The organism is Rhizobium sp. BR 250 (assembly GCF_047445855.1).
In the GTDB taxonomy this organism is placed as follows: Bacteria; Pseudomonadota; Alphaproteobacteria; order Rhizobiales; family Rhizobiaceae; genus Agrobacterium; species Agrobacterium tumefaciens_I.
In genome coordinates, this window is record NZ_JARWKW010000005.1 from 246,082 (window position 1) to 261,371 (window position 15,290).

Annotated in this window: 13 protein-coding genes; 7 read left to right on the forward strand and 6 right to left on the reverse strand. The window is 58.6% G+C overall.

Features of this window, described 5'->3' with window-relative positions:
- Position 1: 1 nt before the first annotated feature.
- Positions 2-457, reverse strand: a complete 456-nt coding sequence (locus QD336_RS10445) for a cyclic nucleotide-binding domain-containing protein (protein WP_499170557.1) — start codon at positions 455-457, stop codon at positions 2-4.
- Positions 458-595: 138 nt separating this feature from the next.
- On the reverse strand, positions 596-1,279 hold the full coding sequence (locus QD336_RS10450; RefSeq protein WP_003505216.1) for a response regulator transcription factor: 684 nt from the start codon (positions 1,277-1,279) through the stop codon (positions 596-598).
- 286 nt (positions 1,280-1,565) lie between these two features.
- Here QD336_RS10450 and QD336_RS10455 point away from each other — a divergent pair, with 286 nt between their 5' ends.
- Positions 1,566-2,069 (forward strand): L,D-transpeptidase family protein, encoded by a 504-nt coding sequence (locus QD336_RS10455; protein ID WP_499170661.1) that lies wholly within the window; start codon positions 1,566-1,568, stop codon positions 2,067-2,069.
- A gap of 73 nt (positions 2,070-2,142) precedes the next feature.
- Here the strand turns inward: QD336_RS10455 and QD336_RS10460 are convergent, their stop codons facing one another.
- Positions 2,143-2,712 (reverse strand): CarD family transcriptional regulator, encoded by a 570-nt coding sequence (locus tag QD336_RS10460; protein ID WP_003505223.1) that lies wholly within the window; start codon positions 2,710-2,712, stop codon positions 2,143-2,145.
- Positions 2,713-3,254: 542 nt separating this feature from the next.
- On the opposite strand from QD336_RS10460, the gene QD336_RS10465 reads away from it, so the two are divergent.
- Together QD336_RS10465 and QD336_RS10470 are read left to right on the forward strand one after the other, a co-directional pair.
- Positions 3,255-8,015, forward strand: coding sequence for an NAD-glutamate dehydrogenase (locus tag QD336_RS10465; protein ID WP_499170559.1), 4,761 nt, complete (start codon positions 3,255-3,257; stop codon positions 8,013-8,015).
- Between the two features lie 106 nt (positions 8,016-8,121).
- Positions 8,122-9,498 (forward strand): MFS transporter, encoded by a 1,377-nt coding sequence (locus tag QD336_RS10470; protein WP_499170561.1) that lies wholly within the window; start codon positions 8,122-8,124, stop codon positions 9,496-9,498.
- A 60-nt stretch (positions 9,499-9,558) separates the two neighbouring features.
- On the opposite strand, the gene phaR is transcribed toward QD336_RS10470, so the two are convergent.
- A complete protein-coding gene (phaR, locus tag QD336_RS10475; RefSeq protein WP_269347196.1) occupies positions 9,559-10,134 on the reverse strand; it encodes a polyhydroxyalkanoate synthesis repressor PhaR in 576 nt (191 codons plus the stop codon).
- A 241-nt stretch (positions 10,135-10,375) separates the two neighbouring features.
- On the opposite strand from phaR, the gene QD336_RS10480 reads away from it, so the two are divergent.
- From QD336_RS10480 to bfr, 4 genes are all read left to right on the forward strand, one after another.
- Positions 10,376-11,557, forward strand: coding sequence for an acetyl-CoA C-acetyltransferase (locus QD336_RS10480; protein WP_499170563.1), 1,182 nt, complete (start codon positions 10,376-10,378; stop codon positions 11,555-11,557).
- A 127-nt stretch (positions 11,558-11,684) separates the two neighbouring features.
- The gene (gene phbB / locus QD336_RS10485) at positions 11,685-12,410 is read left to right on the forward strand and encodes an acetoacetyl-CoA reductase (RefSeq protein ID WP_499170564.1); all 726 of its coding nucleotides are present in this window, start codon (positions 11,685-11,687) and stop codon (positions 12,408-12,410) included.
- A 267-nt stretch (positions 12,411-12,677) separates the two neighbouring features.
- Positions 12,678-12,989 carry a (2Fe-2S)-binding protein gene (locus QD336_RS10490; RefSeq protein WP_269347193.1) on the forward strand — a complete coding sequence of 104 codons (312 nt, stop codon included), beginning with the start codon at positions 12,678-12,680 and terminating at the stop codon, positions 12,987-12,989.
- Positions 12,955-13,440, forward strand: a complete 486-nt coding sequence (gene bfr, locus QD336_RS10495) for a bacterioferritin (protein WP_269347192.1) — start codon at positions 12,955-12,957, stop codon at positions 13,438-13,440. Before QD336_RS10490 ends, bfr begins: the two co-directional genes overlap by 35 nt.
- Before the next feature lie 43 nt (positions 13,441-13,483).
- On the opposite strand, the gene QD336_RS10500 is transcribed toward bfr, so the two are convergent.
- Entirely contained in the window at positions 13,484-13,996 is a 513-nt protein-coding gene (locus tag QD336_RS10500; protein ID WP_499170566.1) for an RNA pyrophosphohydrolase, read from the reverse strand.
- Positions 13,997-14,041: 45 nt separating this feature from the next.
- On the reverse strand, positions 14,042-15,241 hold the full coding sequence (locus tag QD336_RS10505; RefSeq protein ID WP_499170567.1) for a divergent polysaccharide deacetylase family protein: 1,200 nt from the start codon (positions 15,239-15,241) through the stop codon (positions 14,042-14,044).
- Positions 15,242-15,290: the final 49 nt, after the last annotated feature.

Consider the following 15,290-nt stretch of genomic DNA (forward strand, 5'->3'; position numbering starts at 1 on the left):
GTCAGACGAAGCGGTTCTGCAAACGGGCCGCACCCGCCGCCAGCGACGCAATATTATCGCGAATACGCGCCGAGACGATATCGGCAACCTCTGGAAACTCCTCCACCAGTCGGTGAAAGAGGATGCGCGTTATCCGGATGACTTCGGAATCTTCCGCCGCAACGGCAGTGAATTTTCTTTCGCAGAGGGTGAAAAGCGCAAGTTCCGAAAGCAGCGCCCCCTTGCCGGGTGTCGCCTGCAGCACGGGCTTGCCATCCCGCCCGGCCGTAAAAAGCTCGAAATGACCGGCCGTCACCGCAAAGGCGCATTCGGCCGGCGAATGTTCCCGGAACAATGTCTGGCCTGCCGAGACGCGACGGCGTTCGGCACCGAAGGCGATGAGCCGCAACTGGTCGTCGCTGAACCCGGCAAACAACGGCACTTGCCCCAGCAGAATGATATCGTCCGTCAAGGCCATGTCGTTCGTTACTCCGGAAAACCGCCTGCATCACTATAGCGGTTTTCCAATATCAGTCCTCAAAATACAAGATGTTGGAACGCCACGCATCTTTTCAGACGCGCGGCGTAAGCTTTCCAGCAATGAAAGGGCCCGCTCTCAGGGAACGATTTTATAGCCGCCGTTCTCGGTGACCAGAATTTCGGCATTGGAGGGGTCACGCTCGATCTTCTGGCGCAGGCGATAGACATGCGTTTCGAGCGTATGCGTGGTGACACCGGAATTGTAACCCCAGACCTCTTCCAGCAGGACATCGCGGGTCACGACGGTGCTGCCGGCGCGGTAGAGATAACGAATGATCGCCGCTTCCTTTTCCGTCAGTCGGATTTTCTTGCCGTCTTCCGTCGTCAGCAGCTTCTGGCTGGGCTTGAACTGATAGGGACCGACGGTGAAAACCGCGTCCTCGCTCTGCTCATATTGGCGCAGCTGCGCCCGGATGCGCGCCAGTAGCACGGCGAAGCGAAACGGCTTCGTCACATAGTCATTGGCGCCTGCTTCCAGCCCGAGGATCGTATCGGAATCGGTGTCATGACCGGTAAGCATAATGATCGGCGCCTTGAAGCCGCCCTTTCGCAATAGCTTCACCGCCTCTCGACCGTCCATGTCCGGAAGACCGACATCCATGATCAGAAGATCGACCTGGGCGGTCTTGGCGGTCTGCATCGCCTGCGCGGCATTTGCACCGCTGAGCAGCGAGAATTCCTCATAGGGAGACAGTTGCTCGGTCAGCGTCTCCCGAAGATCGTCGTCATCGTCCACCAGAAGGATAGTGCGAGCCGTCATTCGGATTCTCAGCCTTTCTTACTTTAGCGCACAGGCCCGAAAATCGCGTTCGATTTTCGCAAAGCACAATGCCTAGTTTAAAAGAGTTAGAGCGTTCTCTCTACGCCCCAAAGGACGCATGGTACTCTAATTGTCAGCCAATTCAGCGGTTTGCCGATAAAAGGTCAACCCATTGCCATGATATAACGAAGTGCTATGACTTCACGTTAGATAACCTGCAAAGCAAAATCTCGTGAAAAACATGAGCAAACAGCCCGTGAAGCAACATAAACGCGCATTGACGCTCATGGTTCGGCCCGCACCCTTGAAAATAAGCCGGGCGATCGTCCAGTTTGGGCATCTCACCTTTCCCGCCGCCATCGGGCGCAATGGCCGCACCGCGCTGAAACGCGAAGGAGACGGAAAATCCCCCATTTCCATCATCCGCCTGCTGCACGGATTTTATCGTGGTGACCGTAACACCGGCGTCACCACCGCTTTACCGATGCAACGGACGCAAAAATCCATGCTGTGGTGCGACGAGCCCCGTGACGCCAATTACAACAGGCTGGTCAAGGCGCCCTTTGCCCCAAGCCATGAGGAGATGATGCGCAAGGACGGCCTCTACAATGTCTGTCTGGTGCTGGACTGGAACATCACCTCAAGAAGCCGCAACCGCGGCTCGGCGATCTTCATGCATCTGATCCGGCCGGGATACGAACCGACCGCAGGCTGCGTCGCCCTGCACCCCCGCGACATGCGGCGCATTCTGCCGCATCTGCGCAAGGGCATGAAAATACGCATCCTGTGATGAGCGCCTTATCGACCAGGCAACAAAAAACCCGCCATCAAGGCGGGTTTTTTTAGAAGGAAAAGGCCGGTTATTAAGCGGCTTCGTCCTGAGAATCGTCCTCTTCAACGGTCTTGCCACGCTTGGGGCCCTTGGCAAGGTTGACTTCCACCAGGCGGACAGCCTCGGTTTCGGACATCTTGTTGACGGCGGCGATTTCGCGCGCCATGCGATCGAGAGCAGCTTCATAAAGCTGACGCTCGGAATAGGACTGCTCCGGCTGGTTTTCCGCACGGTAGAGATCGCGTACAACTTCCGCAATCGCGATGAGATCGCCGGAATTGATCTTCGCATCATATTCCTGCGCGCGGCGCGACCACATGGTACGCTTCACACGCGCCTTGCCCTGCACCACTTTCAGTGCCCGCTCGACAAAATCGCCTTCGGAAAGCTTGCGCATACCGATGCTGACGGCTTTGGCGACGGGAACTTTAAGACGCATCTTGTCTTTTTCGAAATCAATGACAAAAAGCTCAAGCTTCATGCCGGCGACTTCTTGTTCCTCGATGGCAGAAATGGTACCGACACCATGAGCGGGATACACAATCGCTTCACCGGTTTTAAAACCGTGATGTGCTGGAGATTTCTTCTGCTGGGTCGTCATTCGTTCTAAAAACTCCCTGTTACATACCCGGGGATGCCGGGGTTGGGTCGGTCAGGCCCTGATGAGACGGGGGAACCGTCAGGTGACTCCGCACTGGTCCAGCCGTGCACGCAAAAACACACCTTCCCGTCTTGCGGGGTTCGATAACGTAAACGCTCGATATGTCACGGAAACCGCGTGCAAAAGAGGTGTTGCTTTCGTGGTGTTTTTGGGCACACAAATGCCACGCTGTGGATCAGTGTCGTTGGTGTACCACAAAAATAGGCGCAAATCAATAATTTGCTTCGACCGTGGCCGCAACATCACATGGCAGCCAAAGAACCGCCTAAAAATTAGCCGCTAAAATACTGTCAAATGCTTCGCGACAGACCCTCATGGCAAAAGAAGCAAAAAAATTTCACTTACCGACTGAAGAAACACGAAAGCCTCTTAAACTCTTCGTAATTCCACGCCAATATCCGATTCGACTGAAAAGGCAAAATCCGTAAATTGGCGGTGCTTTTTTACATTAAAGTGTGATTTTTTGGAGGAATCCACGTCAAATGGGCTACAGAAATAATCCAAAACGCGAAAAACAGATCGAAAAAGCGCGTCAGCAGGCAATTGCCGAAAATGTCCAATTTCTTGATCCAGGTATTCTTTATGGAAGGTCAAGTGCCGACGATATAGAATATTATTCCGCGGAGATGCTGGCGGCGAGCGCAGCCCACAGCTTCGAGACGCTTTCGCACTGGACCGGAGAAGCGCCCCACATCAGCATCACCCCGGTGGAAGGAGTTTCACCGCGCGATATTCCGGTAACGGTTCTGACCATTATCGGCCGCAACATGCCCTTCCTCTACGATTCCGTCATGGGCGAAGTCACCAGCAGCTATCGCGGCCTTTATCTCGCCGTGCACCCCATCCTCGTTCGCGATGAGGACGCACAGGCCGGTTACCGCCTTGCCGAGCCCGAGGACGATCCCGCCGAGAATATCAGCCTTATCCAGCTGCATATCGCGCCGCTGACGCCGCAGGCCGCCGCAGCGCTGGAAGAGCGGCTGCGCTTCGTGCTGGCGCAGGTACAATCCGCCTATCGCGACTGGCGTCCCATGCTGGCGAAACTCGATGAAGCGCTGGATGAGTTGTCGAAGCGCGGCTCGTCGCGGCGCAAGGCCGAGCGGGCAGAAGCCGTCGAGTTCCTCAACTGGCTTCGCAACGACAATTTCACCTTCCTCGGCATGCGCGACTACACCTATTCCGGCAAGGGAAAGAACGCGAAGGTCGAACGCGGTGACGGCGTCGGCCTCGGCAGCCTGAGTGATCCCGATGTGCGCGTCCTGCGCCTCGGCAAGAATGCCGTGACGACGACGCCCGAAATTCTCGCCTTCCTCGACGGCCCGGATTTCCTCATCGTCACCAAGGCGAATGTGAAATCCATCGTGCACCGCCGCGCCTATATGGATTATATCGGTATCAAGCGCTTCGACGAGGACGGCAATGTCATCGGCGAATTGCGCATCGTCGGCCTGTTCACGGCGACGGCCTATACACGTTCGGTCAAGCAGATTCCGCTGCTGCGCGCCAAGGTGGCGGAAGTCGAGCGGCATTTTGGCTTCGATCCGAACAGCCACTCCGGCCGAATCCTGCAAAACACGCTGGAAGCCTATCCCCGCGACGATCTCTTCCAGATCGAGACCGATCTCCTCATCCGCTTCATTGAGCAGATCATGGAACTAAGCGACCGCCCGCGTGTGCGCGTGCTTGCCCGTATCGACCGTTTCGACCGCTTCGTCTCCGCCATCATCTTTGTGCCGCGCGAGGAATATAACTCCTATGTCCGCGAGAAGATCGGCGACTATCTGAGCAAGGTCTATGATGGGCACATTTCCGCCTATTACCCCGCCTTCCCGGAAGGCGCCGTCGCCCGCGTGCATTTCATCGTCGGCCGCACGGAAGGCAAGACGCCGCGCATCGCCCAGGACAGGCTTGAAGACGCCGTCAGTGATATCGCGGCACGCTGGATAGACCATTTCATCGCCCTTTCCGAACCCGGCGCGCCGGTGCTGGAGGTCGATCAGGCCTATCAGGAAGCCTTCACGCCGGAAGAGGCGATCGGCGACATGCAGGATATTCTGGGCGCTGCGAAGGGTGAGCCGGTCCGCATCGAATTCTATCAGCAGGAAGGCCAATCGGCCGAAACGCTGTCGCTGAAGATCTTCCACCGCGACGGCCACCTTCCCCTCTCAAGGCGCGTGCCTCTGCTCGAAAATCTGGGCTTCAACGTCATCAGCGAACGCACCTTCGATATCGGTGTCGTTTCGGAAGGCGAAAAGCGCGACATCGTGCTGCACGATATGGAACTTTCCGTCGCAGCCGGCACGACGCTCGACCTTCCGCATTACGGGCCGAAACTCGAGGAAGCTTTCCTTGCCGCCTTCTCCGGCAAGGTGGACAATGACAACTTCAATCGCCTGATCCTCGCCTGCGGCCTGACCGTGCGCGAAGTTTCCGTGCTGCGCTCTTATGCCCGTTATCTGCGCCAGACCGGCATCGTCTATTCGCAGGAGCATATTTCCGAAACGCTCTATAAATATCCGGCGATTTCCCGGAATATTTTCGCGCTGTTCAAGGCTGGCTTCGATCCATCCGTCGAAGAAAAGAAGCGGGTGAAGAAACTCGCGGAGATTCACAAGGCGATCGAAGCCGCGCTGAGCGGCGTTCCCAATCTCGATGAGGACCGCACGCTGCGGCGTTACGTCAACGCCATCGATGCGACGCTGCGCACCAACTACTTCCAGAAAAATGCCGACGGTACCCCGCGTGACCTTCTGGCATTCAAGTTTGATCCGAAACATCTGGATGGCCTGCCCGACCCCCGCCCCTTCCGCGAAATCTTCGTTTACGGCACCGAAGTCGAAGGCGTGCACCTGCGCTTCGGCAAGGTGGCGCGCGGCGGTCTACGCTGGTCGGATCGCGGTCAGGATTACCGCACCGAAGTGCTTGGTCTCGTCAAGGCGCAGCAGGTAAAGAATGCCGTCATCGTGCCGGTCGGCGCCAAGGGTGGCTTCTTCCCGAAGAACCTGCCCGCCGGCGGCTCCCGCGACGAGGTCTTTAATGCCGGCCGCGAGGCCTACAAGACCTATATCCGCACCCTGCTCTCGATTACCGATAATATCGTTGACGACGCCATCGTGCCGCCGGCCGATACGTTACGGCTCGACGGTGACGACCCCTATTTCGTTGTCGCCGCCGACAAGGGAACGGCTACCTTCTCCGACACGGCGAACGGCCTTGCCCGCGAAGCCGGTTTCTGGTTGGACGATGCCTTCGCATCGGGTGGTTCCGCCGGTTACGATCACAAGAAGATGGGCATCACCGCCCGTGGCGCCTGGGAGACAGTAAAGCGCCATTTCCGTGAAATGGACACCGACATCCAGACCACGCCGTTCACCGTGGCCGGTGTGGGCGACATGTCCGGCGACGTTTTCGGCAACGGCATGCTGCTATCGGAAAAGATCCGGCTGATCGCCGCCTTCGACCACCGCGACATCTTCATCGATCCGGATCCCGATACCGACAGGTCCTTTGCCGAACGCAAGCGGCTTTTCGAACTGCCACGCTCCAGCTGGCAGGATTATGACCGTTCGGCTCTCTCGGCTGGTGCGATGATTATCTCCCGCTCCGAAAAATCGGTGACGCTGACGCCGGAAGCTGTGGCCGCCATCGGCATCGACAAATCCGTCGCCACGCCCTTCGAGATCATGACGGCCATCCTGAAGGCGCCGACCGATCTCCTCTGGTTCGGCGGCATCGGCACCTATATCAAGGCGGCGGTGGAAACCAATGCCGAGGTGGGTGACAGGGCAAACGACCCGATCCGCGTCAACGCCACGGAGCTGCGCGCCAAGGTCATTGGCGAAGGCGCCAATCTCGGCATCACCCAGAAGGGCCGCATTGCCTATGCGCTTGCGGGCGGGCGTTGCAACTCCGATGCCATCGACAATTCAGCAGGCGTCAACTCCTCCGACGTAGAGGTCAATATCAAGATCGCGCTTGCTTCCGCCGTCAACAGCGGTCGCCTGACGATGCCGAAACGCAACCAGCTTCTTGCCTCCATGACGCCGGAAGTGGCCCAGCTGGTGCTGCGCAACAACTACCTGCAATCGCTGGCGATCTCGCTGACGGAGCGGCTGGGGCTGGCGAACCGCGAGGAACTCGGCCGCCTGATGGGTGCGCTGGAAGCGAGCGGGCAGCTGAACCGCAAGGTGGAAACTCTGCCGAACAATGCCGAGTTCAGCGAAAGATACGCCGCTGGCAAGCCGCTCACCCGGCCGGAAATCGGCGTGCTGCTGTCCTATGCCAAGCTGACCCTGTTCGACGCATTGGTAGCGAGCCCGCTTCCGGATGAGCCCTATCTTCAACATCTGCTGGCCGACTATTTCCCGGCCAAGATGCAGAAGAACTATGCGGACGATATCAAGGCGCATCGCCTGCACCGCGAAATCGTCGCGACCGCGCTCGCCAATGCCGTGGTCAATCGCGGTGGCCCGGGCTTCGTGCAGAAACTTGCGGATGCAAGCGGTCTGCTCGCCGCCGACGTGGTCAAGGCGGCGGTGATCGTCGAGGACGGTTTCGGCCTCAAACGCCTGTGGGGCGAGGTCGATGCGCTTGACGGCAAGGTGGGCGGTGAGGTCCAGAACGGGCTTTATGCCACGATCACCCGCATCTTCTCCGATGCGAGCAGGCTTTACCTGCAGACCGGCAGCGCCGGCGCGGCAACGGGTGACATGGCGGGGGAGATCGAACGCCTGAAAACCGCGATCAAGACGCTGTCGCCGGCGGCGGCGAAATATCGCCGCGAGCTTGGAATTACGGAAATCGACGGGGTTCCTGCCGGCCTTCTGGAAGAGCTGGATACGCTTTCCCTGCTGGTCTATGTGCCGGAGATCATGCGTATCGCGGAAAGTGCAGGCACAACGCTCGCTCGCGCAGCTGAAAGCTATGCCACCGTCTCCTCGACCTTCCGTGTGGCGCGTCTGCTGGATGCCAGCCAGCGCATCACGCCGGCGGACCATTATGAGAGCCTGGCTCTCCTGCGCAGCCAGGACCAGATTTCCTCGTCGAGACGCCGTATCGTCATCTCGGCCCTGACCGAGTATGCGAAGGAGAAGGACCCGGTTCAGGCATGGTATGCCGCCGACCGCGTGCGGGTAAACCGCATCGTCTCCGAACTTGGCGCGCTCAGTGAAAGCGGCGACACCAACCTCGCCCGCCTGACCGTAGCAGCCGGGCTGCTTGGTGATATCGTTCAGGCACGCTGATCGCCACCCGAACAACGCCATCCGGGTCATCGCCCGGATGGCGGCAAACGACGCACTTGCGCCAGCCTCGCGCATTTTATCCCCCGATTTCCCGATAGGACGATGAATGACTGTCCCCTCCCCAAACGCGGAAACAGTGGTTACCAAACGCGGCATCTGGGGCTGGGTCATGTTCGACTGGGCGGCGCAGCCGTTTTTCACGGTCGTCACCACCTTCATTTTCGGTCCTTATTTCGTCGCCCGCCTCACCGATGATCCGATTTCGGCGCAGGCGACGTGGAGCAACATGGCGACGGTGTCGTCGATCATCATCGCCCTCTTCTCCCCCATCCTTGGCTCCATCGCCGACCAATCCGGCGCGCGCAAACCGTGGATCGCCTTTTTTGCCGTCATCAAGATCGTCAGCCTGTTTTTCCTCTGGTTTGCGGCACCGGGCTCGCCAGTCATCCTGCCGGTCATCTGCATGATCCTCGCCTCCATCGCGGCGGAATTCTCGATTGTCTTCAATGATTCCATGATGCCGCGGCTGACCAATCCGCAAAATGTCGGGCGCATCTCCAATCTTGCCTGGGGGCTCGGTTATCTCGGTGGAATGGTGGTGCTGATTGCCGTGGTGGCACTTCTCGCCGCCAACCCGCAGACGGGGCTGACGATCGCCGGTATCAAACCTCTTTTTGGTCTCGATCCTGCAAGCGGCGAGGACGCCAGAATAACCGGCCCGCTTGCCGCGCTCTGGTATCTCGTCTTCATTCTGCCGATGTTCCTTTTGACCCCGGATGCTGAAAAGGGCCTGCCCTTTGCAGCCGCGATCCGCTCTGGACTTGGTGAGCTGAAGATTACGCTCCGCGAGCTTCGCTACCGCCCCACGCTGTTGCGGTTCCTGATAGCACGCATGCTCTATCAGGATGGCGTCAATGGCGTGCTGATCCTCGGCGGCGCCTTTGCCGCCGGCATGTTCGGTTGGGCGACAATGGAAATCGGCCTCTTCGGTATCCTGCTCAATATCGTCGCCATAGCTGGCTGCTTTGCCGCCGGCCGCGTCGACCAGAAGCTCGGCTCGCGCGTCACCATCCTCATCAGTCTGGTGCTGCTGCTGCTCGCCACGGTCGGCATTGTCTCGACGGAAAAGGGTTCCACCCTGTTCGGCTGGGTGCAATTATCGACCGCCGACAATGGCGGTATCTTCGCGACAGGCGCGGAAAAGGCCTATCTGCTGTATGGCGTGCTGATCGGCCTTGCTTTCGGTCCCGTTCAGGCCTCTTCACGCTCTTATCTCGCCCGCAACATCACCGTGGCAGAGGCCGGCCGTTATTTCGGCATCTATGCACTTTCCGGGCGCGCCACGAGTTTCATGGCCACGCTCTCGTTTTCCATAGCAACCTATATAAGCGGCTCCGCCCATATCGGCATGGCCACGCTCATCGTTTTCCTGGGGGCTGGGTTCCTGCTTCTGCTGCGCGTGCCGGAAAGAACGACAGGCTGAAAGTCTGAAGCAGCAGCCGATGCGGTAGTCCAATCCGGCATCGGCCTGGATAAGGCAGAATTAGAGCTGGTCGAGTTTTTGCTGCAATGCGCGTAGCTGCGCCTTCAGCTCATCGATCTCGGATGCATTCGGCTTGCGGGTTTCCTTCGGCGCCTGCGGCATTGCGAAAGGCGTGAAACCCTGCATGGCCTGCCGGAAAAGTTCCGTGTTGCGGCGAATCTGCTCTTCCATCATCTGCAACGGCGCCTGAAAATTGCGGGCAAGCGAACCGTCGCCGAAAGCCTTGGCCATATGCTCCTGCATCTGGCTCTGCTGGTCGGAAAATGTCTTCATCGAATGTTCGAGGAATGTCGGCACGACCATCTGCATCTGGTCGCCGTAATAGGAGATCAATTGCCGCAGAAACGCCGTCGGCAGCAGCGTATTGCCGGTTTTAGCCTCCTGCTCGACGATGATCTGCGTCAGTACCGCATGGGTGATGTCCTCGGACGACTTGGCGTCCTGTACCTTGAACTCCTCGCCGCGCTTGACCATCTGCGCAAGATCATCGAGCGTGACGTAAGTGCTCGTGCCGGTATTATAGAGCCGCCGGTTGGCATATTTTTTAATGATTGTTTCGCCGTCGTGTTTCGCCATGCCCGCCTCCTCGCGATGATGGTATTTTCTTGTTTTTTGGTGTTCTTGCTCTTCCCGCGCGAAGTGTATGCGCAAAACAAGCCGTCTGACAAATGTTTTGTGCATCGCAACAGTTTGTTTTTTGCGCAGCAATTTTCGGCAAGATTCTCGTGTAATTTAGCAACATCTTTTAAAGTAACTTTCGCCATTTGACTTGCATTAAAAGCTTTGTCAGTCTCCGCCGCCTGTGAGGAGAATTGATATGACCCTGCCTTCAATTGTGATTGCCAGTGCCGCCCGCACCGCCGTCGGCTCTTTCAATGGCCACTTCGCCAACACGCCCGCCCACGAGCTTGGCGCGACCGTTATCAATGCGGTGCTCGAGCGCGCCGGCGTCACCGCCAGTGAAGTCGATGAGGTCATTCTCGGTCAGGTTCTGACAGCCGGTGAGGGGCAGAACCCGGCACGGCAGGCGGCGATGAAGGCCGGCATCCCACAGGAAGCGACCGCCTTTGGCGTCAATCAGCTCTGCGGCTCCGGCCTGCGCGCCGTCGCGCTCGGCATGCAGCAGATCGTCACCGGCGATGCGGCCATCGTCATTGCCGGCGGCCAGGAATCCATGTCCATGGCGCCCCACTGCGCGCATTTGCGCGGCGGTGTGAAGATGGGCGACTTCAAGATGATCGACACCATGTTGAAGGACGGCCTGACCGACGCCTTTTACGGCTACCACATGGGCATCACCGCTGAAAATATCGCCCGGCAATGGCAGCTTTCCCGCGACGAGCAGGACCAGTTCGCCGTTGCATCGCAAAACAAGGCCGAGGCCGCGCAAAACGCTGGTCGTTTCACCGACGAGATCGTGGCTTTCACGGTGAAGGGTCGCAAGGCCGACATCGTCATCGATGCGGACGAGCACATTCGCGCCGGCGCATCGCTGGAAACCATGGCCAAGCTGCGCCCCGCCTTTGACAAGGAGGGTACGGTTACGGCCGGCAACGCCTCCGGCCTGAATGACGGCGCAGCCGCCACACTTTTGATGTCCGAGCAAGAGGCCGGAAGGCGCGGCATCAAGCCGCTGGCGCGTATCGCCTCCTGGGCGACAGCGGGTGTCGATCCGCAGATCATGGGCACCGGCCCCATCCCCGCCTCCCGCAAGGCGCTGGCCAAGGCCGGCTGGTCTATCGGTGATATCGGCCTTGTCGAGGCCAACGAAGCCTTTGCCGCCCAGTCCTGCGCGGTGGTGCGCGAACTGGGCCTCGATCCTGCGATCGTCAACGTCAATGGCGGGGCAATCGCCATCGGCCATCCGATCGGCGCTTCTGGCGCGCGTGTCCTGAACACCCTGATTTACGAGATGCGCCGCCGTAACGTGTCCAGGGGCCTCGCAACGCTCTGCATCGGTGGCGGCATGGGTGTCGCCATGTGCATCGAGGCTCTCTGAAACCACTTTACGGCTTTCCAAAAAGCAATTCCGGTTCGACGGACAATAGGGTAGAAGCGGCCTCCCATTGGCCGCATTTCTGTGGCCGTTGAGCACGGTTAAAGCAGTTCTGGAAATGGAGGCCGATATGAGCCGGGTTGCGTTGATTTCCGGCGGGACGAGCGGCATAGGCGCCGCGATTGCCCGCGCTTTGCAGGCGGCCGGTTACCGGGTGGCCGTCAACTACGCCTTCACGACGGACAGGGCGGAAGCCTTCCAGAAGGAAACCGGCATCCCGGCGTTCCAATGGGATGTGCGTGACTACGACGCCTGCGTCGGTGGCATCGCCAGGGTGGAAGAGACCTTCGGGCCGGTCGAAATCCTCGTCAACAATGCCGGCATCACCCGCGATGCGATGTTTCACAAGATGTCGCCGCAGCAATGGCGCGAGGTGATCGACACCAATCTCACCGGCGTCTTTAACATGACACATCCCGTATGGCCCGGCATGCGCGACCGTGGCTTCGGCCGCATCGTCAACATCTCCTCCATCAATGGCCAGAAGGGCCAGGCGGGACAAGCCAATTATTCCGCCTCGAAAGCGGGCGATATCGGCTTCACCAAGGCGCTTGCCCAGGAAGGCGCCAGCCGCAATATCACCGTCAACGCCATCTGCCCCGGCTATATCGGCACGGAGATGGTGCGGGCGATACCGGAGAAGGTTCTGGCCGAACGGATCGTGCCGCAAATTCCCGTCGGGCGACTGGGCGAGCCGGAAGAAATCGCGCGCTGCGTCCTGTTTCTGGTGTCCGACGAGGCCGGCTTCATCACCGGCTCCACGATGACGGCCAATGGCGGGCAATATTTCGCCTGAGGGCATCGATCCCCGCCCTGCCGGCCGGCGAAACCCAGTAAACTTTTCGTGATATCGCCGCCGGCAATTGTGCCGCGCACAAAAACTTGAAGACAAAATACCGGAAAGATCAAAACCCTAAACTAATGAAAACACGATAGTTTCCGTATAGTTTAGAATGAGTCTAGAAAACTTGCGACGGTTCGCCAGGAGGTTTTTCTTGACATTTGCTGTCCTGTTTTGGTTTAAGAATGAAAACAACGTGTTGCGTCATACAGGCAGTCCATCATGCTGGTTTGCAGCTGCAATTACATTACCGATCATGAGATCCGGGACGTCATCAACGAACTCCTCGACGAGGACTGTTGGCAGCTCATCGTTCCTGCAAAAGTGTATCACGCCATGGAAAAACGCGGTCGCTGCTGCGGCTGTTTTCCGACCGTTGTCGACCTGATCATCAAAACCACCGAAGAATATCACGCCCGTCGCCACTCGACTGAGGCCGATGTTTTTGATTTTATGTCCCGCCTGAAGCAATTCCATGAAGAGAACAGGAGAGCGGACATTGAAAGGCGACAAAAAAGTCATCGAGCGGCTTAACGAAGCCCTTTTTCTCGAACTCGGTGCGGTAAACCAGTACTGGCTTCACTATCGACTGCTGGAAGACTGGGGCTACACGAAGCTCGCCAAGAAGGAACGCGCTGAGTCCATCGAGGAAATGCAGCACGCCGACAAGCTGGTCGCACGCATCATCTTCCTCGAAGGCCATCCCAACCTTCAAACCGTTGCGCCGCTGCGCATCGGCCAGAACGTCAAGGAAGTTCTGGAATCGGACCTCGCCGGCGAATACGACGCCCGCACGTCCTACAAGAAGTCGCGCGAAATCTGTTATGAGGCCGGAGACTACGTCTCCATGAAGCTTTTCGAAGAACTGCTGGCCGATGAGGAAGGTCATATCGACTTCCTCGAAACCCAGCTCGAACTGCTCGGCAAGATCGGGGCTGAAAAATACGGCCAGCTCAACGCCGATTCCGCCAACGAAGCAGAATAAGCCTTTACCATTGAAAAGAGAAAGGCGGCCATTGGCCGCCTTTTTATTTGCCGGAAAGGTGCTGGAATTCCGTAACCACCTTCTCGTAAACCGCGCGCTTGAACGGCACGATCAATTCGGGAAGGCTTTCCATCGGCTTCCAGTCCCAGGCGTCGAATTCGGCTGTATGTCCCGTTGGTGGCGGATCGATCTGGATTTCGCTTTCGTCACCCTCGAAACGGAATGCGAACCAGCGCTGTGCCTGACCGCGATATTTGCCCCTCAGACCTATACCGATCAGTTCGGGCGGTAGATCGTAGTGAATCCAGTCGCTCGCCTCCGCAAGCAGACTCACCGTTTTCATGCCCGTCTCTTCGTAGAGCTCACGAATGGCGGCCGTCAAAGGCCGTTCGCCGTCGTCGATGCCGCCCTGCGGCATCTGCCACAAATGCGGTGAGCCATCATATTCGGAATTGCCTTCCTTGATACGCCGGCCGGCCCAGACAAGGCCATCGGCGTTCAGCACCATAATTCCCGCACAGGGACGGTAAGGCAAATCTTCTGCTTTGATTGTCATGGGAAACCCGCACTATCTGGGCGCCGGAAATGGCGCAGGCAAGGTTTACTGCCCTGCCTGCCCGGAAACAAGCGCAGAAACGCCGACGATCTCGATGCCGCGTCCGCCAGCCTCGCGCGACCACTTCGAGATCGCCGCAATGCTTTCATCGAAAGCCGAAGCAACGCCGATCGCCTGGCCATTACGCCTCGCAATTCGCTCCAGCTCATCCAGCTTGCGCAGAATGGAAGCTTCTGTCACTTCGCCGTCGAGCAAAATATCGGCAAAACCCTGTGGGGCGGAAATCGCCTTGGCGATACCACCGCTCAGCGACTGCGCCGAAGAGCCATCATCCAGAAACAGCAGGCCGCGCTTGCCGATATCGCGCATCACCGGCTCCAGCGCCGCCTGCTCGGCAAGAAAACGCCCGCCAAGATAATTCATGATGCCGGTATAATTGGTGATTTTCGCCATGGAGCGATGCAGCCGGTCGATATTGACCTTGGCTGGATCACCCGCCAGCAGCGTGTCCGGTCCGGGATTGGTACCCGGATAACCGAACGGTTCCAGCGGGATTTGCAGAAGAATTTCATGCCCTTCACGGCGCCCTTCCTGCATCCAGCGCTGCAGGCTGTTGCCGCTGGCGGCAAAACCGAGCGTTACCTCCGGCGGCAATTCCCGGATCGCTTTTTGCGATCCCGTCTGGCTGAGACCGAGGCCACCGACCACGATCGCCACCCGGGTGCCGCGTGCGCCGGACCATGGCCGCGCATATTGCTCCATCGGCCGCAAACCATCCGCGCCGATGATCGGCAACTTGCCGAATGGGGTCTCTTCCAGCAATTCCTCATTGGGTCGCGTCGCCATACGCGGGTCCTGACCATAGGTCTGGCCGCTCATCAGCACCGGCCCGTCGCCCTCGCGCGGGCGGGGAGAATAAACCGATACGACATTACCGTCCGGCATTGTCTCACGATTGATATTGGCGCCCGACCGCCCGCTTTGCGGCTGCAGGCCAGCGGTGTCGCCGGGAGCCGTCACATCGGCCGGTGCCGCTGCAGGCGTCTTTTCGGCAAGCTGAGGTTTTGCCTCCGGCCCGGTCGCCGTCTTCTGCAAATTGCCGGGCGAAAGCGCCGTATAGACGGACAAGCCGCCGATTGAGAAAACCGCAAGCACCGACAGAGCCATAATGACGGAAAAGCGCCGGTTGATACCGGCGCTTTTTTTCTGACGACCCAAAAGCGGTTTTCGCAGGTCCGAAGGCAATGAACGATCCGTCCAAACGGTTGGGCAATAGACAGAATGCGCCGGCTGA

What these genes read in the sequence shown, in the direction of transcription:
- QD336_RS10470 (WP_499170561.1), top strand. Translation starts at nt 8,122, where the DNA reads ATGACTGTCCCCTCCCCAAACGCGGAAACAGTGGTTACCAAACGCGGC.
- phbB (WP_499170564.1), top strand. Translation starts at nt 11,685, where the DNA reads ATGAGCCGGGTTGCGTTGATTTCCGGCGGGACGAGCGGCATAGGCGCC.
- QD336_RS10455 (WP_499170661.1), top strand. Translation starts at nt 1,566, where the DNA reads ATGGTTCGGCCCGCACCCTTGAAAATAAGCCGGGCGATCGTCCAGTTT.
- QD336_RS10450 (WP_003505216.1), bottom strand. Translation starts at nt 1,279, where the DNA reads ATGACGGCTCGCACTATCCTTCTGGTGGACGATGACGACGATCTTCGG.
- QD336_RS10480 (WP_499170563.1), top strand. Translation starts at nt 10,376, where the DNA reads ATGACCCTGCCTTCAATTGTGATTGCCAGTGCCGCCCGCACCGCCGTC.
- QD336_RS10465 (WP_499170559.1), top strand. Translation starts at nt 3,255, where the DNA reads ATGGGCTACAGAAATAATCCAAAACGCGAAAAACAGATCGAAAAAGCG.
- QD336_RS10460 (WP_003505223.1), bottom strand. Translation starts at nt 2,712, where the DNA reads ATGACGACCCAGCAGAAGAAATCTCCAGCACATCACGGTTTTAAAACC.
- QD336_RS10500 (WP_499170566.1), bottom strand. Translation starts at nt 13,996, where the DNA reads ATGACAATCAAAGCAGAAGATTTGCCTTACCGTCCCTGTGCGGGAATT.
- QD336_RS10445 (WP_499170557.1), bottom strand. Translation starts at nt 457, where the DNA reads ATGGCCTTGACGGACGATATCATTCTGCTGGGGCAAGTGCCGTTGTTT.
- phaR (WP_269347196.1), bottom strand. Translation starts at nt 10,134, where the DNA reads ATGGCGAAACACGACGGCGAAACAATCATTAAAAAATATGCCAACCGG.
- QD336_RS10490 (WP_269347193.1), top strand. Translation starts at nt 12,678, where the DNA reads ATGCTGGTTTGCAGCTGCAATTACATTACCGATCATGAGATCCGGGAC.